A 20093-nucleotide genomic window follows, 5' to 3' on the forward strand; every position below is an offset into this window, starting at 1 on the left:
ATGGCGACAGCGGAATCCACGAGCGGCGTGCAGCAGTCCGGCCCCAAAGTCGCGCTTGCCCTGCAAGGCGGCGGCTCGCATGGCGCCTTCACGTGGGGCGTGCTCGATCGATTGCTGGAATCGACATCGCAAGGCACGCCGTTCAGTGTCGAGGCGATCAGCGGCGCGAGCGCGGGCGGAATCAACGCGACGCTCTGCGCGGCGGGCCTGGCCAGCGGGGGAGTCACGCAAGCGCGCGAGAAACTGCGTACTTTCTGGGAAGCGGTGTCGCGCGCCGGGGAGCAGGCCGGCAATGCGCTCTTCGGCTTTTCCGAGCCGGGGCCGTTTGGCGGCTGGAATATCGACTGGAGTCCTGGCGCCATCTTCTCGGAGATCGTGGGACTCGTTGCTTCGCCTTACAACAATCCCTTCTATCGCGATCCGCTCGGCCCGGTGATCCGCTCCTCGCTCACGGAAACGGATCTCTCCACGCTCAACGCGAAGAACGGGAGCCCGCAGGTTTTCATCTGCGCGACGAACGTGCGAACCAACGAGCGCACCCTCTTTACGCAACCCGAAATTTCCGTCGACGTGCTGCGCGCTTCCGCATGCCTGCCAAGCGAATTCCGCACCGTGAACCTCCACGGTGTACCGTACTGGGACGGCGGCTATCTGGGCAATCCGCCTTTGGCGCCGTTGATCGCCCATGCCCAGGACCTGATCCTGATCCTTGTGAATCCGTTCAGGCGCCACGACATGCCGCCGAAAAATGCGCGCGGCATTCTGAACCGGCTCAACGAAATCGGGTTCAACGCTTCCGTGGTGCTGGAGATCAACGCGATCGAAGCCGTCAACCGCGTGCTCGATTCGGTTGGCGAGGAAGCCGCGAGCCAAAGCCGCTTCAAGACCGTCCGGTTTCACCTGATTCGCGACGACGACTTTCTCGCGCAGTTCGGCTTCGTCTCCAAGAGCAGCACGTCCTGGTCGCTGTTCAAAACGCTGTTCGATCGTGGACGCGAGGTAGCGGACGTGTGGCTCAAAACGAACTATGCGAATCTCGGGCAAACGTCTTCGCTCGACGTCAAGGCTGCGCTGCTCGATCCGACGCTCAAGCAGGTCAGCGGATCGCACACGCAGTAAAGCGCCTGGCGTAACACTGTAGGTGAAAGGAACGAAATCAGGTGAACACAGAATTTGCCCGACTTCCCGTCTACTTCTATGGCTACGACGACATAGAGACCTTTTGCCTGTCCAAAAGAGAGCAACTGGTTCGGGAAAACATCGGTTTGATACTCGGCATCCTGCGCGGAGGCGCCATCCCGGCCCTGATGCTTTCGCAGATGTTGGGCCTGCCCGTCGACTTCGTACACTACGATCGTGGGGAAGCGAAAGCTGAAATCAACAACAAGAAAGTGTTTGATCTTGTCGATGCCTGCGTCAAGGAAGGCAAGAGAATCCTGCTGGTGGACGATGTTGCCGGCGTTGGATATACGCTGGCCAACTGCTATGAGTATTTGCTTTCGTTTGTTAAAGACGAGTCTTTGATCAAAGTGCTGACGCTGGTGCACCACGTCGATAGTCGAACGGATGCGGACCACTACAAAGATTGCTCTTCGGTGCGCGCAGTATTGCCATGGGAGCGGTATGTCACCAGCCGCCAATGCCTCGATGATTTCGTGAAGGAAGAAGCGGCGCTACTGGAAGATCAACGCTACAAGAAGACGTTGGCCATCGACGATCTCGCCTACCCGTTGAACCTGAAACAGGAATGGAAGGTGGATTGCCACGTGGAATTCAAGGGCGATCAACACTCACTATTGGATACCATCCAGGCCGTCGGGCCAGAGGAGGTCTACTGCAACAACGAATTTCTGATAGGCCTCATTCTGAGTAAATTTCCGTTTTCCATTGTGTATAAAACAATTAACAACAAGCGATACAGAATCAGCGCTTTTGATTAGCGGTTGCACACGGAGGTGCACATGTGCTCTATCCCCTACGACCCATCACGCGACGCGCTCAACTCACCGCAGCTCAGGCCTCCAGTGTTCACTGCCGGTAGCAACTACGAAATCGACGGGCTGTGCGCGGAGTTCGCGCGGCTTGCCTATATACGCTACGAACAAGGCGGCGCTGAACTTCAGCGGCTCGAACAAGCGCTCGCCCTCGTGGGTTTCGAAAGCGCTGTTCCCTTCAACAATGCCGATGACGACACGCATGGCTTCGGCGCCGTGAGGCGCTCCGATGGCCTCGCCGTGCTCGCGTTCCGGGGAACGGAACCGCAGTCACTCACCGATATCGCAACAGACCTGGAAATCAGCATGACAAAGTGGACGGAAAGCGCCGGTCAGGTTCATGCTGGATTTGCAGGCGCCGCCCGCGGCTTGCGCGAAGCAGTCGGCAACTGGTTGAACGAGACCGCGCCGACGAGAAAACAGCTCATCTTGACAGGTCATAGCCTCGGTGCGGCCATCGCCACGCTCTTTGCCAGCCTTTGCACGCCCAACGCCCTCGTGACATTCGGTTCGCCACGCGTAGGCGACGCGACGTTTATCGCCACCCTTGGCCCGGTCGGCATCAGGCGCTATGTCGACTGCTGCGATCTCGTCACCGACTTGCCACCGCCCATTGGAGGATACGTTCACGCGGGAGCGTCGAACTACATCACGCGCGAAGGCAAACTGGCTCCGCACGCCGACGATGCTTTCGTGCAAGCGGACCGCGCCGCCGCCCGGGAGGACTATCTGCTCCAATACGCGTGGCGCATCGGTGACGTCATGGTGCGTGACCTCGCGGATCACGCCCCGATCAACTACGTGAGAATTCTGGTCCCTTGAAACGGCACGCTGCCGTCGATCAGACTAACCGAGCCCTCTCGCCTAACTGGTCGCATCCCCCTCCCGATGCACCGGCTGCGTCTCCTTCAAGCTCTTCGCAAGCCGCGACGCCTGCAGATAGCCGGGATTCGCAGGCCGCTTCAGGTAACGCCCGGCACCGCGCCGCGCCCGCAGATCGCCGTTGGCCCACGCGAGTTCGCCCTGCGAGACCGTATGCGTAGGGACGCCCCGCACCGTCATGCCTTCGAAGACGTTGAAGTCGACGTTCTGATGATGCGTCTTCACCGAGATCGTGCGCGTGGCCTGCGGGTCCCACACGACGAGGTCGGCATCGGCGCCGACAGCCACCGTGCCCTTGCGCGGATACAGATTGAAGATCTGCGCGGCGTTCGTGGAGGTCACCCGCACGAACTCGTTCGGCGTGAGCCGGCCCGTATTCACGCCCTGGTCCCACAGCACCGCCATGCGATCCTCCACGCCGCCGCATCCGTTCGGAATCCTCGTGAAATCGTTGCGGCCCATTGCCTTCTGCGATGCACAGAACACGCAGTGGTCGGTCGCCGTGGTGTGCAGCAGTCCGCCTTGCAGCCCGCGCCAGAGCGCGTCGCGATGCTCTTTCGTGCGGAACGGCGGGCTCATCACATGGGCAGCGGCACGCGTCCAGTCTGGGTCGCGATATACGGACTCGTCGATCACCAGATGCCCGGCGAGCACCTCGCCGAACACGCGTTGCCCTTCGCTGCGCGCGCGGGCGATGGCTTCGAGCGCGTCTTTCGCTGAAACATGCACGATATACACGGGCACACCCAGCACCTGCGCAATGCGAATTGCGCGGTTCGCCGCCTCGCCTTCGACTTCGGGCGGCCTTGAGAGCGGATGCGCCTCGGGCCCCGTGAAGCCACGCGCGAGCAGTTGCCGCTGCAACTGAAAGACGAGTTCGCCATTCTCGGCATGCACAGTAGGCAGCGCGCCCAGTTCGAGCGAACGCGCAAAGCTGTTCACGAGAATCTCGTCGTCGGCCATGATGGCGTTCTTGTACGCCATGAAGTGCTTGAAGCTCGACACGCCGTGTTCGTTCACGAGCAGGCCCATGTCGCGATGCACGCTGTCGTCCCACCACGTGACCGCCACGTGGAAGCCATAGTCGGCGGCGGCTTTTTCGGCCCAGCCGCGCCACTCGCGAAACGCGTCCATGAGCGGCTGCTTCGGGTTGGGAATCACGAAATCGATGATCGACGTCGTGCCGCCCGCGAGGCCCGCCGCCGTGCCCGTGTAGAAGTCGTCGCTCGCCGTCGTGCCCATGAACGGCAGCTCCATGTGCGTATGCGGGTCGATGCCGCCCGGCATCACATACTGGCCGCCTGCGTCGACCACGGTCGCGCCCGCGGGCGCGTCGAGGTTTTCGCCGACGGTCTGGATCACGCCGTTTTCGCAGAGCACGTCCGCCCGCCAGCTCTTGTCCGCATTGACGACGGTGCCGCCTCGAATCAGGATCGCCATGATGCCCAGTCTCCTTCAGTTGAACGAATTCACGCTGCCACGACTCACGCGCTCGCCACGCTCGGTCGCCGGCTCTTGCCGAGCTTCATCATCACGCCGTAGACGAGCGCCGCAATTGCGAGCCCCACGAACCATGCATAGGTGTAAATGCTTTTGAACGCGTCGGGCACGGACGGAAACACACTCGGAAATGCGGTGTTGAGAAAGCCCGGCAGATTGGGCAGCACACCCAGGACCAGCGCGATGACGGCCGCCATATTCCAGCCGTTCGAGTAGGCGTATTCGCCGTTCTCTTCGAATAGCTCAGCCGTATTCAGGCGCGTGCCGCGAACGAGGAAGTAATCGACGATGAGAATGCCCGCCACCGGTCCGAGCAGCGCCGAATAGCCAACGAGCCAGGTGAAAATGTAGCCCTGCGTGGTGGCGAGAATCTTCCACGGCATCATCACGATGGCAATACCCGCGGTGATGAGCCCACCCGCCTTGTACGAGATGGCCTTGGGCCAGAGGCTCGAAAAATCGTAGGCCGGGCCGACGAGATTCGCGGCGAGATTGCAGCACATCGTGTCGAGCGTGAGAATGACGAGCGCGATGCCCACGCCCACGCCTTCCATGCGGCTCGTGAGATCGATGGGGTCCCAGATCGCCTTGCCGTAGATCACCACCGTGGCCGAAGTCACGACGACCGAGACCACCGAAAGCAGCGCCATCGGAATGGGCAGACCGATGGCCTGCCCCACGAACTGGTCCTTTTGCGTTTTCGCGAAGCGCGTGAAGTCGGGAATGTTGAGCGCGAGCGTGGCCCAGAAGCCCACCATGGCCGTGAGGCTCGGCCAGAACGTCGCCCAGAAGAGACCTGCCTTCTTGCCGCCAGCGGCAAACTGGGAAGGCTGCGAGAGCATCGAACCCACGCCGCCCGCCTTCGAGCAGGCCCACCACACGAGCACCACGCACATCACGACCTTGATGGGCGCGGACCAGCTTTCGAGCCAGCGGATCGAGTCGGTGCCGTGCAGGATGAAATAGAGTTGCAGCACCCAGAACACGAGGAAGCACGCGCCCTGGCCGATCGAGATGCCGAGAAACGGCAGCGCGTCGCCCACCAGTGCGTTGTGCGTGAGGATATTGGCGAGCGTATAGATGGCACTGCCGCCGAGCCACGACTGGATACCGTACCAGCCGCACGCCACGATGGCGCGCAGCATGGCGGGCAGTTTCGCGCCCTGCGTGCCGAACGAGGAACGCACCAGCACCGCGTAGGGGATGCCGTATTTCGTGCCTGCGTGGCCGATCAGCAGCATCGGCACGAGCACGATGAGATTGCCGAGCAGCACCGTGAGCACGGACTGCCATGGCGACATGCCCTGCTCGGTGAGTCCGGCCGCGAGCATGTACGAGGCGATGTTCATCACCATGCCCACCCAGAGCGCCCCGAAGTGATACCAGCGCCACGTGCGCTGCGCTGCGCCGGTTGGCGCGAGATCGTCGTTGTATAACTCGCTTTCGGCGCGGCGCGCGCTGGCGTCGCCTGTCAATGGCTGACTCATGGTTGCAGTTCTCCGTGACTTGTCGTTGGTCTGGTTCGGTTCAGTTCTGTTTCAATGGGTCAGGCGGCTTTCGGATCGGCCACGCGCGCCGGGTTGTTGGGATGCGTGGTCCAGTTCGCGTAGCGGCCCGAGTCGACGCGCTCCATCGTGATGCATTGGTCGACCGGGCAGACGTGCATGCATAAATTGCACCCGACGCAGTTGGCGTCGACCACCTCGAAGTGACGCTTGCCGTCGCGCATTGCGGTGATGGCCTGATGCGAGGTGTCCTCGCAGGCGATATGGCAGAGACCGCACTGGATGCAGCGGTCCTGATCGATGCGCGCCTTGATGTCGTAGTTCAGGTTCAGGTACTGCCAGTCGGTGACGTTGGGCACGGCGCGGCCGCGAATGGCGTCGAGATTCGCGTAGCCCTTGTCGTCCATCCAGTTGGAGAGGCCGTCGATCATATCGCTGACGATTCGGAATCCGTAGTGCATCGCGGCGGTGCAAACCTGCACGCTCCCCGCGCCCAGAACGATGAATTCGGCGGCGTCGCGCCAGTCGGAAATGCCGCCGATGCCGGAGATGGGCAAGCCGTGCGTTTGCGGGTCGCGCGCGATTTCCGCGACCATGTGCAGCGCAATGGGCTTCGCCGCGGGGCCGCAGTAGCCGCCGTGCGTGCCTTTTCCATCCACAGTCGGCAGCGGCGCCATCACGTCGAGATCGACACCCACGATCGAGTTGATCGTATTGATGAGCGAGACGCCGTCCGCGCCGCCCTTCATCGCCGCGCGCGCGCCGTGGCGTATGTCGGTCACGTTGGGCGTGAGTTTCACGAGGCAAGGCAGGCGCGTGCCCTCCTTCACCCAGCGCGTGACCATTTCGATGTATTCGGGCACCTGCCCCACGGCCGCGCCCATGCCGCGCTCGCTCATGCCATGCGGGCAGCCGAAATTGAGCTCCACCGCATCGGCGCCGGTATCTTCCACCTGCGGCAAGATCCACTTCCAGTCCTGCTCGGTGCACGGCACCATCAGCGAGACGATGAGCGCCCGGTCTGGCCAGTCGCGTTTCACCTGCGCGATTTCCTTAAGGTTCACGTCGAGCGGGCGGTCGGTAATGAGCTCGATGTTGTTCAACCCCGCAATGCGCTGGCCGCGCCACGTGGTGGCGCCATAGCGCGAGCTCACGTTCACCACGTGCGGGTCGAGCCCGAGTGTCTTCCAGACCACGCCGCCCCAACCCGCCTCGAAGGCGCGGTTGACGTTATAGGCCTTGTCGGTCGGCGGCGCGGAGGCGAGCCAGAATGGGTTCGGCGATTCAATGCCGGCAATCGTGCAGCCCAGGTCGGCCATGATGCGACTCCTTCGTATTGTCTGGATTCGGTGTGTCGTTCGGCTCGATCGAACTGCGTAGTTCAAGCGGCTCTGGCGGACTGATTCGCGAGATAGCGGTCGATTGCACGCGCGGCGAGCTTGCCGTCCTGCACGGCCTGCACGGTGAGATCGGTTGCGCCATGGCCCGCACAGTCGCCGCCCGCGAAGACGCCTTCGATGGAGGTCGCACCGTCTGCATCCACGGCAATACGCGCGCCGCCTGCAGTAAGTTGCAGGGCGTCGAGGCCAACCAGGCCTTCGGGCAAGAGCTTTTGGCCAATGGCTTTCAGGACCATGTCGGCTTCCACACGCACGATTTCGCCGGTGCCGCGCAACGCGCCGCCCGCATCGAGCGCCGTGCGCTCGAACTCCACAGCCTGCACGCGGGTGTCGCCAGTGATGCGCAGCGGCTTCATCCATTCGACCAGCACCACACCCTGTGCGCGTGCGAATTCCTGCTCGGCCCAGGTGGCGCTCATCTGCGCCGCGCCGCGGCGATACGCAAGCATCACTTGCTCCGCGCCCAGCTTGCGGCTTTGCACAGCGGCGTCGATGGCCGTATTACCGCCGCCGATCACCACCACCTTGCGGCCCACCGCAAGCGTGGAAAGATCGTCGGCTTCGCGCAGGCGTGCGATAAATTCCACAGCGTCGCGCACGCCGTCGAGCGCTTCGCCTTCACTGGCAAGCGCTTGCGTGCCGCCGAGTCCCACGCCGATGAACACGGCGTCATACGCGGCTCGCAATTCCGTAAGCGTGATGTCGCGGCCAAGCCGCTGGCCCTGACGTATTTCGATCCCACCGATGGAAAGCAGCCATTGCACCTCGCGCTGCGCGAAATCGTCGACGACCTTGTACGCCGCGATGCCGTATTCGTTGAGGCCGCCCGGCTTCTCGCCCGCGTCGAACACGCTCACGCGATGCCCCGCGAGCGCAAGCGTATGCGCGCAGGCGAGCCCCGCCGGTCCGGCCCCGACCACGGCAACGCGCCGTCCCGTCTCACTCGCGCGTTTGAAGAGCGGCGGCGCACCAGCGGCTTCGCGCGCCATCTGAAAGTCGGTGGCATGGCGCTGAAGAGCGCCGATCCTAACCGGTTCGCCATCCTGATGATTCCGGACGCACGCGCCTTCGCAGAGAATTTCAGTCGGGCACACGCGCGCACACGTGCCGCCTAGAGGATTCGCGCTCAATATGTCGCGCGCCGCGCCCTTGAGGTTGCCGTTGCCGATCCTGCGGATAAAGCCCGGAATGTCGATGCCAGTCGGGCAAGCCGCCACACACGGCGCGTCGTAACAATAGTGGCAGCGGTCGGCGGCAATGACGGCCGCATTGGGGGACAGTGGCGGCGCGACATCGGCAAAGTTGCAGCCGAGTTGCTCGGCCGTGAGGCGGCCAGGCGCGATGCCGTCGGCGGCATTCGAGTTGGACTGGGACATCCGGATGCTCCTTGCGAGGCAAAACACGGGTCCGCCGGCTGTGCATGGCTCGCGCAGCCGGTACGTGGGGAAAGCGTGAAAGACAGCGCGGCTCTCAGGCCGCTTGCTTTGGCGTCAACGGCGTCAGCCGGGTTCGCTCGCGCGTTCGAGCATGGCGTGCAACAGCACGTTCGCGCCCGCCTCGATCCATTCGATCGTCGCGTCCTCGACCTCGTTGTGACTGATGCCGTCGATGCATGGCACGAACACCATCGAAGTCGGCGCGACCGTCGCGAGATAGCACGCGTCGTGGCCCGCGCCCGAAACGATCTCGCGGTTCGAGTACCCAAAGCGCTCCGCCGCCGCGCGCACGGAGTTCACGCAGGCCTTGTCGAACGGCACCGGCGCGTAATAGAAAATCTGCTCGAGCTGCGTTTCGAGCTTGCCTTGTTCTGCAATCCTTTCGATTCCTTCGCGCAGCTCGGCGTCCATCTGCGCGAGCACGTCGTCCTGGGGATGGCGGAAATCGATGGTAAAGAACACGCGGCCCGGAATTACGTTGCGCGAATTCGGATGCACCTGCATCATGCCGACCGTCGCGCAGGCCAGCGGCGCGTGGCGCAGGCCAATTTCGTTCACGAGTTGCACGACACGCGAGGCGCCCAGCAGTGCGTCGCGGCGGCGCGGCATGGGCGTCGGACCCGCGTGCGCCTCCTGCCCCGTGAGCACGACCTCGTACCAGCGCTGGCCCTGCGCGTCCGTGACGACGCCGATCGTTTTATTTTCGGCTTCGAGTATCGGCCCCTGTTCGATATGCAGTTCGAACGCCGCGTGTATCTTGCGGCCGCCGCACGGCAGTTCACCTGCATAGCCGATGCGCTGCAGCTCCTCGCCGATGGTCTTGCCATCGATATCCTTGCGTGAGAGGCCGTAGTCGAGCGTAAAGACGCCCGCGAACACGCCGGAGGCGACCATGGCCGGCGCGAAACGCGAGCCTTCCTCGTTGGTCCAGATCACGGTTTCGACGGGGCGCTCGGTTTGAATGCCGTGATCGTTGAGCGAGCGGATTACCTCGAGGCCGCCCAGCACGCCGTAGATGCCGTCGAAGCGCCCGCCCGTGGGCTGGGAGTCGGCGTGCGAACCGGTCATCACCGGCGGCAGGTCGTTGTTGCGCCCCGCCCGGCGCATGAACACGTTGCCCATCTGGTCGACGCTCACCGTGCAGCCGGCCTCTTTCGCCCATTGGACGATGAGATCGCGCCCTGTCTTGTCGAGATCGGTGAGCGCGAGACGGCACACGCCGCCCTTGGGCGTGGCACCGATTTTCGCCATCTCCATCAGGCTGTCCCACAAACGCTGGCCGTTCACGTGAATCGCGGTCGTCAGCGCGGCTTCGCTTACTGCGTTCATGCGTGTCCTCCTGTCCGTGTTCGTCAAACGTGCATTCTTGCCACCTTCTGGGGCGAGAAGCGCCATGGCGGTGCACGCTCGATTGGCGCATCGCGACTCCCAAAACCTCGCCCCGCGAATCCTGTCCGATTGGACAGGTTGTAGACGATAAACTTCGCGAATTCAATGCGGTGTTACCAGCGAGAAGCGTGCCATCGATGCTGCAGTGCGCGAAAAACGCGCCAGCACTCCGCGCGTTTTCCCCGAGAGCGGTGAATGCACGAGGCGCTTACATCGTGACTACAATGAAGCCGACATGGGCGCGGCAGCCGTGCGCCGCCTCTTCCCTACTGAACGGACTGACCATCATGCGCGACGACGAACCCACCACGCAAGCCGCGACTCACGCGATGCGCGGCACGGCTCACGAACGGGAAGCCGCTGACGCAACGCACAAGCCGCGCCGACGCAAAGCCGCCATTCGCGAGTCGAACGAAGCGCATCTGCTCGCCTGCGCGGAGGCCGTGTTCGCCGAGCGAGGCTTCGAAGGCGCAAGCACGGCGCTGATCGCGGAGCGCGCGGGCCTGCCGAAGGCGAATCTGCACTACTACTTCCCCACCAAGCTCGCGCTCTACTGGCGCGTGCTCGATGATCTGTTCGAGGAATGGAACGCGGCCGCCAACACGTTCGATGCGAGCGACGATCCGGTGGAGGCCATTGGCGGCTATGTACGCGCGAAGATGGAACTCTCGCGGCGCAGACCGCTCGGGTCGAAAGTGTGGGCGAACGAGATCATCAGCGGCGCGACGCATATGCAGGACATCCTGCTCAAACGTGTGAAGCCGTGGATGGAAACGCGCGTGAAGCTGATCGATCGCTGGATTGCCGAAGGCTTGCTCGCCCCCGTCGATCCGAAGACGCTGCTTTTCATGATCTGGGCGACCACGCAGCACTATGCCGATTTCGAGGCCCAAATTCGCGCGCTCTCGGGCAAGCGCGCGCTGTCATCGGCTGGGTTCGAAGCGAGTACCGAGGAAGTGGTGCGGTTGATTTTGCGCGCGAGCGGCGCGCGCTCGCCTGGGCATTGAGCGAAGCGGCAACGGTGTGCCGTTGCGTGGCTCCGATGACCCGAGCGCCAGAAAGAGCCGCGCATGCCGGCGCCAACGCCTGAGCGTCATGCCGGTCTCGCGCTGGAACGCGCGGTGTAGCGTGCGCTCCGCCATGCCCAGCCTGTGCGCCCAATCTGCGACTTCGCGCGGCGCACGCGGCGCAGCGATGATCGCGTCGCAGAGCATGGAATCACGACATGACGCAAAGGGTCCTTTGCTGATCGTGCCGCCTTGCAACAAGTACACGCGCTCACACAGCACGACCTCCCGATTGCGGCGTAGCTTCTACATCGGTCACTTTATGCGCCGCGATTCACGCCATCGCGGCGCGATGTCTATGGGAAGCCCAGCGCATGTTCAACAACCGGATTCGCGCAGCATTGCTGGGTCTTTTCGTCGCCGCCATTGCGCCCGCCAGTCATGCGCAATACACGACCGACTGGCTCGCCAACAGCTTTGGCACGCTCGTCGCACACGTCGGTAACGGCGCGCGCTCGATGTGGGTCGCGCCCGAGGGTGTCATCTATACGTCATCGCGCTGGGACGAAAACGCGGGCGGGGTCGCGCGCTATCAGAACGGCGCAACGCTCGGCACCATCGGCGCGCACGACGAGTTCCAGGGCAGTGCGATCACGGGCAACGCGACGTCGATCTTCGTCGCGCTCGGTTATAGCCGGGCGTACGGCAGCGGATCGGTAGGCCGCTACAACCGAAGCTCGAACACGCGCGACCTTCGCATTGCCGTGAGCACCTGGACCGGCATCCAGAACGCGGATGTGATTACCGGTCTTGCGACAGCGGGCACACTCCTTTACGCCAGCGACTACTACGGCAAGCGCGTGCGGGTCTATACGACCGACGGCGTCTGGCAGCGCGACATCGGCGTCCAGCAACCCGGCGCACTCGCAATCGACGGTGCAGGCAACGTCTGGGTCGCGCGCGAAAACGCAGGTGTAGTCGCACAGTTCAGCCCGGCCGGCACGCCGATGAGCACGATCCAGATGGCCGCTGGCGCCCGGCCCTCTGCACTCTATTTCGACGCACCGACGAACCGGCTACTGGTTGGCGACGAGGGGCCCGACATGAACATCAAGTGTTATGCCCTGACCGGCATGCCGGCGCTGGTCGGCACGCTCGGCGTGCAGGGCGGCTATCTGGACACCACGACGGGCATCAAGGGGCAGGTCGGCGACAAGCGCTTCACGCGCGTTGTCGGTATCGGCAAGGATGCAGCGGGCAATCTGTATGTGCTCAATAACGCATGGGGCGGCGACTGGGACCTCGGCCGCAACGGCAGCACCGACATTCATTCGTACAACTCATTGGGCACGCTGCAGTGGACTTTGCAAGCGCTCAATTTCGAGGCGATCGCGGCGCCCGACCCGGCAACCGATGGCGCGGACTTCTACAGCGGGAACACCATCTACACGGGTACAGCAGGCGGCGCGTTCGTAGCGAATACGATCGATCCGTTCAGCTGGCCGGCCGACCCGCGCCTGAACATGAACGACTATCAGCGCGGCCAGTTGTTCGGGCAACTCGTGGTGGTGGGCGGCAACCGCATTCTCGTCGCCTCCGGGCAGAATCCCGACACCTTCAACTTCTTTCATTTCCAGCCGTCGAGCGGGTACATTGCCATTCCCGACGGGTCCATTCCCGGCAAGGCGTTCAATACGTATACGAAGGTGACGGGCGGCTTCGCGATCGACGGCAATGGCGACGTCTGGGCCGGGCTCGACCGAACCAACCAGATCTACCATTACCCGCTGACCGGCTTCGACGCGAACGGCAAGCCATCATGGGGCGCCGCCAGCACGATCCAGATCCCGCGAACCGTGCGCCCGCTCACACGCATCATCTACCAGTCGGACAGCGACACGATGATCCTCGCGCAGGGCATTGCGGGAAGCTGGGACTGGACAGCCATGAACGGGCACATCGAGATCTATCACGGCTGGAAAGCGGGCAACACGAGCGCGCCGAGCCCGGTGATCGATCTCACGAGCGCGAATCCGAAATCGATCGCGGCAGCGGGCCACTACCTGTTCGTCGGCTACGTGCATACGGTGCCGAATATCGACGTGTTCGACCTGAACACCGGCAGTCTCGTCACGACATTGACGAACTCGAACCCGACGGCGATGGATGTCGGCAACGACGTGGATTCGATGTATGGCATTCGCGCGTACCTGCGCTCGACCGGCGAGTACGTCGTCACGAAAGACAACTACAACGGATCGAGCGTCGTGGTCTATCGCTGGCACCCGTAACGCCTGTTCTGGAACGCAATTAGCGTGGTTGCACGGTCTCACGACCCCGCTCTGATCCGCGCGCAGCCGACTTCTCGCTTAATTGAAAGCGTTTATTGAAAGCGCTTTGTTTGGCCGAACCAACGCCATTCGCTAGCATTTCTTCGCCAACCTGGCCCATCCCAGCTGCCAGCCCGGACAATCCACCTACAGGCTACGTCGTTTACAGAGTCTTCAAGGCATATGAATGGTATTGATTCGTCATGCGAATCAAGTCAGCGAAGGCGTAGCCTTCTGATCGCCGTATTCTGCAGCGATACGTCATTGCGTTCCGCTAATGAGAAGCGAAGTCGCAATGAAGATAGTTCTTCTGAACCATGCCGACGACACGCACCGGGGGAGCGCGTCGAGGTACATCGCTTGCGCGCCTATTGAACAACGCGCGGAGCGGTTTTGCGCGGGCAAGTCGGGCGTTCTAAGTGGCTTGCACGAGAAATAGGGGGAACGATGAACCGATCAACGAAGCAGACCGTGGTATGGGTGCTCGCTTTGGCCCTGTCGGGTGCGGCTTATGGTGCGGCCGGCGGTAATGGCGGGGGAAACGGCGGCGGTAATGGTGGAGGCAACGGCGGCGGCAATGGCGGCGGCAACGGCGGTGGCGCAGGAGCCGGTGCTGGTGCGGGCGGTGGCCACGGCTCTGGGTCCGGGTCCGGGTCCGGGTCCGGGTCAGGTTCGGGCTCGGGCTCGGGCTCTGGGTCAAGTTCAGGCTCTGGTTCGAGTTCGGGCTCAGGCAGCTCCGGTGCAGGTGGTTCCGGTGCAGGTGGTTCCGGTGCAGGCAGCTCCGGTGCAGGCAGTTCCGGCGCAGGCAGTTCCGGCGCAGGCAGTTCCGGTGCAGGCAGTTCCGGTGCAGGCAGCTCCGGCGCAAGCAGTTCTGGCGCAGGCAGTTCCGGTGGCAGTAGTTCCGGTGGCAGTAGCGCCGGCGGAAGTAGCGCCGGTGCAGGCGGCGGTAGCTCGAGTGCGGGTAGCTCTTCAGGTAGCGCAAGCGCAGGCGGCCCGGGTGGACCTTTGGGCCGCGGCTCACCACACATGAGTGCGGCGACGGCCACGGTCGAAATCGTGCCGCCTCCTCCGCCGGCGCCGATCGTAAACGCGCCGGTTACCAATGCATATAACCCACCGCCGCACGCGCCCTATTCGGATTATCGTCCGAATGCGTTGGTGATACCCACTCCAGCCAGGACCGACAATGCCCCGCCACCGAGTGTGACTACGTCGATCCGAGGCACAACCACCCCGGCACCCAGTGCGCCGGTTGCGAACTACGCGCCGCCGCAGAGCGTACCGCGTCCACCTCCGGTTTCCGTCGCAAGGCCGGCTGCCGAGCCGGTTGCGAACGATTACGGTCCGCCAGGCGTGTCCGGCACGGGCAGCGGCGCGCGCCACGGCGCCGGTCCTGCTGGGGCTGCGAACCACTCTGGCTCGCCGGGCGTAGGCGGCACGACCAAAGCGGGCTTCGCGGTAGACACAGGCGGGTACGAACCACCGATCCTGACGCCGACGAGCACGCCTTGATCGTATTCATGCTCTGCCGGGACAGTTCGCATGGGTATCGGCACGGTGACGAATCGCCGTGCCGTGGTCGACGGCATGGCGTCCGGCTTCGGCCCAAGCAGCGCGATGCTGCTGCGGGCGATGCCCTACTACATCAACGAATTCCCCGAGCAGGTACGGCTACGCCGACTTCTACGCCGGTCACCGGCACCTGGAAGCGTCGGTCATCCTGCCAGGCGCGCAACGTTATTTGACCGTATGGGACGGGGTGGAGATCGACGAGGCGTTCGGCGCGAACCGCGATCCGGTTCGAGAGTCTGGAGACCGAGGACAATTTCAACGATCTTTACAGATTGATCGTCCAGACGATGCCCAAAGCGCAAACCTGAACGACCTCACCGGCCTGCGCACCGTGGATTGCCGCCCGTTCGACCTTGCCGACGCTCGATCGAGACCCGGGGCTCGCGCAAAAAAGGCCTATGCAAGCGGATTACACGAATTCATGACAACGTGGCGAGCCCTGCGGCAAACGACCGCACCCCAAACGCCAGATGGCGTTGGGCCGTGCAATCGGTCCGCGTCGTACACTGTGCGTTTCGACGCTCGTAGCCCGGAACGCCGTCGTGCCCATTCACTATCTGCGCAGTTTCACCTCTGTCGAACGCACCGAGCAGGCCAACCTGCGGCTTGGCCGTGCACTGGCCTGGGTCGCAGGCGCCATCAATGCCGGCGGGTTCCTCGCCGTTGGGCAATACACGTCGCATATGTCGGGCATCGTCTCGTCGCTTGCCGACAGCACCGCGCTTGGCGATAGCGGCATCGCGTTGTCCGCCATCAGTTCCATCCTTGCCTTTGCGAGTGGCGCCGCGACGTCCGCCATTCTGATCAACTGGGGGCGCCGCCGTTGCGCGCGCAGCGTCTACGCGCTGCCGCTCCTGCTCGAAGCCGCCCTGCTCCTTTGCTTCGCCGCGCTCGGCGCGAATCTCGGCATCCATCGCGTTCTCTTCGTGCCGCTGACGGTGGCCGTGCTCTGTTACATCATGGGCGTGCAGAACGCCATGATCACGAAAATCTCGCACGCCGAAATCCGCACGACGCATGTGACCGGCATCGTGACAGATCTGGGAATCGAACTTGGGAAGGCGCTCTATTGGAACTGGGGCGTGCCGTCCTCGGCGTCGCATCACGTGGCGGCGGACATGCAGCGGGTACGCGTACTCGGCTCCCTGCTCGGCATGTTTTTGCTTGGCGGAACGCTGGGCGCAGTGGCTTTCCGGTATTTTGGATTTGCCGCGGGCGTTCCCTTGTCGATGGTGCTGGTGATTCTCGCGAGCGTCCCGGTTACCGACGATTTGCGCCGCCTGCCACTGCGCGACCTTTTTTGAGGAATACGTCGGTCGCCGGCGGCAGATACCGGGCAATTCATTCGCTTATCAGAAACCTGTCGCGATTCTTCGCGTCCTTGATCCAGTTCGGCGCGCGTCCTCTGCCGGACCAGGTCGCACCGCTTGCGGGATCGCGATATTTCGGGGGCGCCGCGCTATGCGAAAGCCCCGACCTGCCGCGACGACTACCAAATATGTCTTGCTGCGTGTACCCGAATTCGGCCACCTTTGCGCGGATATCGGCGAGAACCGTCTCGAACTCCTGCTGACGGGCGACGGTCGCCTGACGCTCGAGTTCCGCGAGTTGCGCCTTCAGTTCCTTGTACGTTGCCACGAATCGTCTCCTGCGCGTGGACACCATTCGCTAATCATAGTGGCTTTCGCTCACACCGCCTTCCAACGTGATCGCAAGGCATTCGCGGCGGCAGCAAACTCACGCAGCAGATCGCTCAGGCCGTGACGAAGACAATTGCCCCCGCATCGGCAACCTGGGCGAACAACCGCACGAAACGATAGCTTTGCGCCTGGATAGTCAGTTCGTTGAGCCCGGAGCGCGTGCCTTCCAGTATCGCGCGAGCCACCGGCTCCGGAATCGCGCCGAGGTGTGCCCAGTCTTCCGGCAGCAGCGCGGGATCGCCCAGATAGACCTCGCTTTTCCCGCCAGGCGTTCGAACGAGAATCAGGCTTCCTCCCTTGTCGAGTGCAATTTCCAGGTACTCGGACAAGGTTGCCAATGCCTCTGTGTCGACATCGCGGGCGGCATGTGAATTCGAAGTCATAGGGTGGCCACGCTGAGTAGTATGTCGATCACTATCGTACCCCCGCTCCTGCCTGTTCGGCGCATTTTGACAGCGGCACACGTTCAGGGATGTAACCCGAACATACCGTGCCAGATCGCACTAAAGAGGTTCGCGTGACGACGATCGTCGGACTTTTGCGATTCCTCGTCGCCTGCGCCGTGCGATGAAGACGGCGGCACGGCTTCTTCCGGCGCGCCGGCATTGCGCGGCGCGGCGCTGTCCGCCTGACGCGACAGGTGCAGTGCGATAGCGCCGTCGGCAATGCGCCCGGCGAGTCGGGAATCGCAATCGCTGGCGAGCAGTGCGCCGAATACGACGTCGCGGTTGTAGCCCTGCTCCGCGAAGCGCATGGCCACGCTCACGTGCCGCGCATAGGCCTCCTGACGCGCCGCCTCCTGCAAGCGCGCCTCTTCTTCCCGCTCGCGGGCCATACGCCCCATCTCCTTGGCATAGACTGCGTCATAGACGCTGCGCTGCGCCGGATCGGAAAGAATCGCGTAAGCCTCCTTGATCTCCTGGAACTGCGCATGCGCAGCGGCTTCGCGTCCCATATTATGGTCGGGATGCGCTTTCATCGCGGCCCTGCGGTAGGCCCGCTTGATTTCCGCGTCGCTCGCGTCGTCGCTTACGCCCAGCAAGTCATACAACGTCGCCATGGCTCGCACAAATGGAAGTGAGATGCGGTCGATCGTAGCATGTCGTCCGCGGACGCACCGCGCGTGCGATGACGATCGCCAGCCGGCAACCGATCAATTGTCCTAAGCAAACGAGCCGCGGATATCGAAATCCGCCCGCGCCGCCGGCGCGCAGCACCCGGGTTCTCAGCGTCGAACCCGGGTCCAGCGACACCACTCGTGGTGATCGAGATTGCGCAGCAAATCGGCCCTGCGCCGTTCGCGCCGATAGTGAGCGGCGACACCAACTGCAGCTATTACGAGCACGATCGTGCCGGCAGCCATACCCAGCCAGGACTGGTCCACGTCAGCCTCCTCGGATCCATGCGGATCGCAACCCAATTGTGAGCAACGCACTCTGAATATAGCCCGTCCGTGTGACAGACTATGCGGTCTCGACCGCCAATCAGCGCACTCGGGCGACCGCTCTCAGGAGCGCATCGCCTTGAGGCGTCACGCGGGGCGTAGGGAAGCCGGATTCGGGCGTATCGACGATGACGAGGTGCAGATCGCGAAGCGCACCGAGTTCCTCCCGGTCGGGCTCGATCCGCCCTGGTGCATTCTTTATCAGCATCAACGTGGCAAGTTCGTGGGGGCTCAACATGTTATTTCCCTCCCGCTTGATCCTGTTTTGATCACGCTTCTTCGCGACTGCGAGCTACCGCAGTTTCGCCGCAGTCTCCGAAGCGATGTCCATGCATGCGCGCGTGTACCCGGCCGCCTGTGAAGCAACCCACGGCAATAGCTCGACCTGGTTGCGGACGAATTGCTCGGGCGTCTGGACGGACAACATGCCTTCGAAGTGCTGTTGCGAACCAGCGAATATCGACCTGCAAGTCGCGAGATTCAGGCGTGAGAGTTCACAAACACCATCGAATAGATGACCGGTCAACGTAGTCAACTTTACGGCCCACGATTCGCTTCCCGCCGCCGCGAATTTTTGATTAGACATACTAATTTAACCTCTGTGCATTTCGTTAATCGTTATGTCTGCATCGACCGCGTTTGATGTATGGCTTTTCAACGCAATTGGCATTGCCCATGCGGAAGTGAATGCCGGAGTCGAACTAGAGCCTTGATTCTAACTTTGTTAAATCCGTCTCATGAATGCTAGTTGAGTCAGGAGTTTCCCCAATTCATTACGCAGATGCGCTGAACCGCAGTATGGCGGCGGCAAGTGTCCAACAGGCTTGCAAACCGTTGACTTGTCAGCCTGGATCTCGGCCGGTCAGACAAGAACAGACGAACCACGGGTTTCGCGCAGTCAGATGACGCAAGACGTCAAACAAGATACGGCTTGCGATGAGGATTCGTCGCAAGCGCGATTGCGAGTGCGGCGCTGTTGCGCCCTCAAACAACGGGAGCGGGAATATCAATGCGCGGCGACTTTCACCGCATTGCGTTGCGCAAGCAGTTCGCGTATGCGCGCCAGATGCAGATCGCCAACGGCCGTATGAACCGGCTCGACCTTGCGGGCACGACGCGCAGCAGGTGGCCATGCACCGAGGTATCGGCACAGCGCGGAAACGAACGGCCGCTTCCCCCCGCCAGCAAGTCGCCGCGTCGCAGCGGCGACCCGATCCGCCCCTACATTTGCCACCAGCCATTCAAACGCCTGACGGTCTTCGTCATTCACAATGCGAATTAGCGATTCCATGCGACGCTCCTACTGGACGTAAACACATACTGTGAATTTATACAGTATTTTGCGTCAGCGCAAGGCAAGTTTGAACTGGCTCCGGGGAGCGTTCCCATGGGGAAGGACAGATCGGGAGTCGCCTTCCAAGGGCGTTGCCTCGGGTGGAAGCGCGGGCGGGGCACTACTCGCTGGCCGCGGCGTCCCCCTTCTGGGCCGTCAACCGGTTCCTCACGGCCGTCACGCCCAGCACCGGCCTCGCCGCATTGCCCGCGCGCGAGATCTGCCAGGTCTCCGGGACTGTGCCCGAGAGCGTGACGACGCCATGGCTGACCCGAATGTGAATGTCTGAATCGTCGAGATCCGGCACGCGCCTGATGGCACGGCGAACGTCACGCACCACTGAGGTATCCGGCCGGCTTCCGGGCGTCGATGCCGAGACTCTTTGCACGGCCGCACCGGCCGGCTCGCTCACGCCGGTTTGCGCGTTCGCATTGGCAGCGTAGCTCGCGATAGCCACGAACACCATCGCGCCGATCGTTCCATTCGCACCGTTTCTGTTCATGCTGCCTCCATCGGGTCGAGTCAACCGAGGAAAAGCGCCACCTCTGAGCGTATGTTCGCACAGGAAGTCATGCGTCGCGTTCACGATGGCCTGGCCCGC

General features: G+C 62.8%; 19 protein-coding genes. 7 read left to right on the forward strand and 12 right to left on the reverse strand.

The window, feature by feature from the left end; translation table 11 throughout:
- Genes AB3X98_RS00815 through AB3X98_RS00825 form a run of 3 tightly spaced genes read left to right on the forward strand, consistent with a single transcriptional unit; the run spans position 1 to position 2816 of the window.
- A complete protein-coding gene (locus AB3X98_RS00815; protein WP_368603185.1) occupies positions 1–1119 on the forward strand; it encodes a patatin-like phospholipase family protein in 1119 nt (372 codons plus the stop codon).
- A 41-nt stretch (positions 1120–1160) separates the two neighbouring features.
- Positions 1161–1940, forward strand: coding sequence for a phosphoribosyltransferase (locus tag AB3X98_RS00820; protein WP_368603186.1), 780 nt, complete (start codon positions 1161–1163; stop codon positions 1938–1940).
- A gap of 21 nt (positions 1941–1961) precedes the next feature.
- Entirely contained in the window at positions 1962–2816 is an 855-nt protein-coding gene (locus AB3X98_RS00825) for a lipase family protein (RefSeq protein WP_368603187.1), read from the forward strand.
- A gap of 42 nt (positions 2817–2858) precedes the next feature.
- Here AB3X98_RS00825 and hydA read toward each other — a convergent pair whose 3' ends face one another.
- From hydA to AB3X98_RS00850, 5 genes are all read right to left on the reverse strand, one after another.
- Entirely contained in the window at positions 2859–4316 is a 1458-nt protein-coding gene (gene hydA, locus AB3X98_RS00830) for a dihydropyrimidinase (RefSeq protein ID WP_368603188.1), read from the reverse strand.
- A 44-nt stretch (positions 4317–4360) separates the two neighbouring features.
- Positions 4361–5863, reverse strand: coding sequence for an NCS1 family nucleobase:cation symporter-1 (locus AB3X98_RS00835; protein WP_069262154.1), 1503 nt, complete (start codon positions 5861–5863; stop codon positions 4361–4363).
- A 59-nt stretch (positions 5864–5922) separates the two neighbouring features.
- The gene (gene preA, locus AB3X98_RS00840) at positions 5923–7200 is read right to left on the reverse strand and encodes an NAD-dependent dihydropyrimidine dehydrogenase subunit PreA (protein ID WP_368603189.1); all 1278 of its coding nucleotides are present in this window, start codon (positions 7198–7200) and stop codon (positions 5923–5925) included.
- Between the two features lie 62 nt (positions 7201–7262).
- Complete coding sequence (locus tag AB3X98_RS00845) at positions 7263–8657, reverse strand: NAD(P)-dependent oxidoreductase (RefSeq protein ID WP_368603190.1); 1395 nt, start codon at positions 8655–8657, stop codon at positions 7263–7265.
- A 123-nt stretch (positions 8658–8780) separates the two neighbouring features.
- Positions 8781–10046: a Zn-dependent hydrolase gene (locus AB3X98_RS00850; RefSeq protein WP_069262157.1), complete on the reverse strand. Its 1266-nt coding sequence runs from the start codon at positions 10044–10046 to the stop codon at positions 8781–8783.
- A gap of 389 nt (positions 10047–10435) precedes the next feature.
- Here AB3X98_RS00850 and AB3X98_RS00855 point away from each other — a divergent pair, with 389 nt between their 5' ends.
- From AB3X98_RS00855 to AB3X98_RS00865, 3 genes are all read left to right on the forward strand, one after another.
- Entirely contained in the window at positions 10436–11113 is a 678-nt protein-coding gene (locus AB3X98_RS00855; RefSeq protein ID WP_256094511.1) for a TetR/AcrR family transcriptional regulator, read from the forward strand.
- A gap of 374 nt (positions 11114–11487) precedes the next feature.
- Positions 11488–13404, forward strand: a complete 1917-nt coding sequence (locus AB3X98_RS00860; protein ID WP_368603191.1) for an SMP-30/gluconolactonase/LRE family protein — start codon at positions 11488–11490, stop codon at positions 13402–13404.
- A 2153-nt stretch (positions 13405–15557) separates the two neighbouring features.
- Positions 15558–16319: a YoaK family protein gene (locus AB3X98_RS00865; RefSeq protein WP_069262161.1), complete on the forward strand. Its 762-nt coding sequence runs from the start codon at positions 15558–15560 to the stop codon at positions 16317–16319.
- 37 nt (positions 16320–16356) lie between these two features.
- On the opposite strand, the gene AB3X98_RS00870 is transcribed toward AB3X98_RS00865, so the two are convergent.
- The 3 genes from AB3X98_RS00870 to AB3X98_RS00880 all read right to left on the reverse strand — a co-directional run bounded on the left by AB3X98_RS00870 (position 16357) and on the right by AB3X98_RS00880 (position 17775).
- On the reverse strand, positions 16357–16653 hold the full coding sequence (locus tag AB3X98_RS00870; protein WP_069262162.1) for an H-NS histone family protein: 297 nt from the start codon (positions 16651–16653) through the stop codon (positions 16357–16359).
- 115 nt (positions 16654–16768) lie between these two features.
- Entirely contained in the window at positions 16769–17098 is a 330-nt protein-coding gene (locus AB3X98_RS00875) for a hypothetical protein (protein ID WP_069262163.1), read from the reverse strand.
- 83 nt (positions 17099–17181) lie between these two features.
- Entirely contained in the window at positions 17182–17775 is a 594-nt protein-coding gene (locus AB3X98_RS00880; RefSeq protein WP_368603192.1) for a DnaJ domain-containing protein, read from the reverse strand.
- Between the two features lie 198 nt (positions 17776–17973).
- Here AB3X98_RS00880 and AB3X98_RS00885 point away from each other — a divergent pair, with 198 nt between their 5' ends.
- Positions 17974–18141 (forward strand): hypothetical protein, encoded by a 168-nt coding sequence (locus AB3X98_RS00885; RefSeq protein ID WP_368603193.1) that lies wholly within the window; start codon positions 17974–17976, stop codon positions 18139–18141.
- Positions 18142–18199: 58 nt separating this feature from the next.
- Here AB3X98_RS00885 and AB3X98_RS00890 read toward each other — a convergent pair whose 3' ends face one another.
- The 4 genes from AB3X98_RS00890 to AB3X98_RS00905 all read right to left on the reverse strand — a co-directional run bounded on the left by AB3X98_RS00890 (position 18200) and on the right by AB3X98_RS00905 (position 19994).
- Positions 18200–18397: a hypothetical protein gene (locus tag AB3X98_RS00890; RefSeq protein WP_028204658.1), complete on the reverse strand. Its 198-nt coding sequence runs from the start codon at positions 18395–18397 to the stop codon at positions 18200–18202.
- Positions 18398–18451: 54 nt separating this feature from the next.
- The gene (locus tag AB3X98_RS00895) at positions 18452–18745 is read right to left on the reverse strand and encodes a phasin family protein (RefSeq protein WP_368603194.1); all 294 of its coding nucleotides are present in this window, start codon (positions 18743–18745) and stop codon (positions 18452–18454) included.
- Between the two features lie 420 nt (positions 18746–19165).
- Complete coding sequence (locus AB3X98_RS00900; RefSeq protein WP_342948188.1) at positions 19166–19429, reverse strand: hypothetical protein; 264 nt, start codon at positions 19427–19429, stop codon at positions 19166–19168.
- A 184-nt stretch (positions 19430–19613) separates the two neighbouring features.
- Positions 19614–19994 (reverse strand): BON domain-containing protein, encoded by a 381-nt coding sequence (locus AB3X98_RS00905; RefSeq protein ID WP_368603196.1) that lies wholly within the window; start codon positions 19992–19994, stop codon positions 19614–19616.
- Positions 19995–20093: the final 99 nt, after the last annotated feature.

Origin of the sequence: Paraburkholderia sp. BR14312, from assembly GCF_040948675.1 — a bacterium.
Lineage (GTDB): Bacteria > Pseudomonadota > Gammaproteobacteria > Burkholderiales > Burkholderiaceae > Paraburkholderia > Paraburkholderia nodosa_A.

Excerpts from the sequence above, each read along its gene's own strand:
- AB3X98_RS00895 (WP_368603194.1), bottom strand. The coding sequence starts at position 18,745 with ATGTCTAATCAAAAATTCGCGGCGGCGGGAAGCGAATCGTGGGCCGTA.
- AB3X98_RS00855 (WP_256094511.1), top strand. The coding sequence starts at position 10,436 with ATGCGCGGCACGGCTCACGAACGGGAAGCCGCTGACGCAACGCACAAG.
- hydA (WP_368603188.1), bottom strand. The coding sequence starts at position 4,316 with ATGGCGATCCTGATTCGAGGCGGCACCGTCGTCAATGCGGACAAGAGC.
- AB3X98_RS00825 (WP_368603187.1), top strand. The coding sequence starts at position 1,962 with ATGTGCTCTATCCCCTACGACCCATCACGCGACGCGCTCAACTCACCG.
- AB3X98_RS00905 (WP_368603196.1), bottom strand. The coding sequence starts at position 19,994 with ATGAACAGAAACGGTGCGAATGGAACGATCGGCGCGATGGTGTTCGTG.
- preA (WP_368603189.1), bottom strand. The coding sequence starts at position 7,200 with ATGGCCGACCTGGGCTGCACGATTGCCGGCATTGAATCGCCGAACCCA.
- AB3X98_RS00845 (WP_368603190.1), bottom strand. The coding sequence starts at position 8,657 with ATGTCCCAGTCCAACTCGAATGCCGCCGACGGCATCGCGCCTGGCCGC.
- AB3X98_RS00850 (WP_069262157.1), bottom strand. The coding sequence starts at position 10,046 with ATGAACGCAGTAAGCGAAGCCGCGCTGACGACCGCGATTCACGTGAAC.
- AB3X98_RS00860 (WP_368603191.1), top strand. The coding sequence starts at position 11,488 with ATGTTCAACAACCGGATTCGCGCAGCATTGCTGGGTCTTTTCGTCGCC.
- AB3X98_RS00880 (WP_368603192.1), bottom strand. The coding sequence starts at position 17,775 with ATGGCGACGTTGTATGACTTGCTGGGCGTAAGCGACGACGCGAGCGAC.
- AB3X98_RS00835 (WP_069262154.1), bottom strand. The coding sequence starts at position 5,863 with ATGAGTCAGCCATTGACAGGCGACGCCAGCGCGCGCCGCGCCGAAAGC.
- AB3X98_RS00875 (WP_069262163.1), bottom strand. The coding sequence starts at position 17,098 with ATGACTTCGAATTCACATGCCGCCCGCGATGTCGACACAGAGGCATTG.
- AB3X98_RS00815 (WP_368603185.1), top strand. The coding sequence starts at position 1 with ATGGCGACAGCGGAATCCACGAGCGGCGTGCAGCAGTCCGGCCCCAAA.
- AB3X98_RS00890 (WP_028204658.1), bottom strand. The coding sequence starts at position 18,397 with ATGTTGAGCCCCCACGAACTTGCCACGTTGATGCTGATAAAGAATGCA.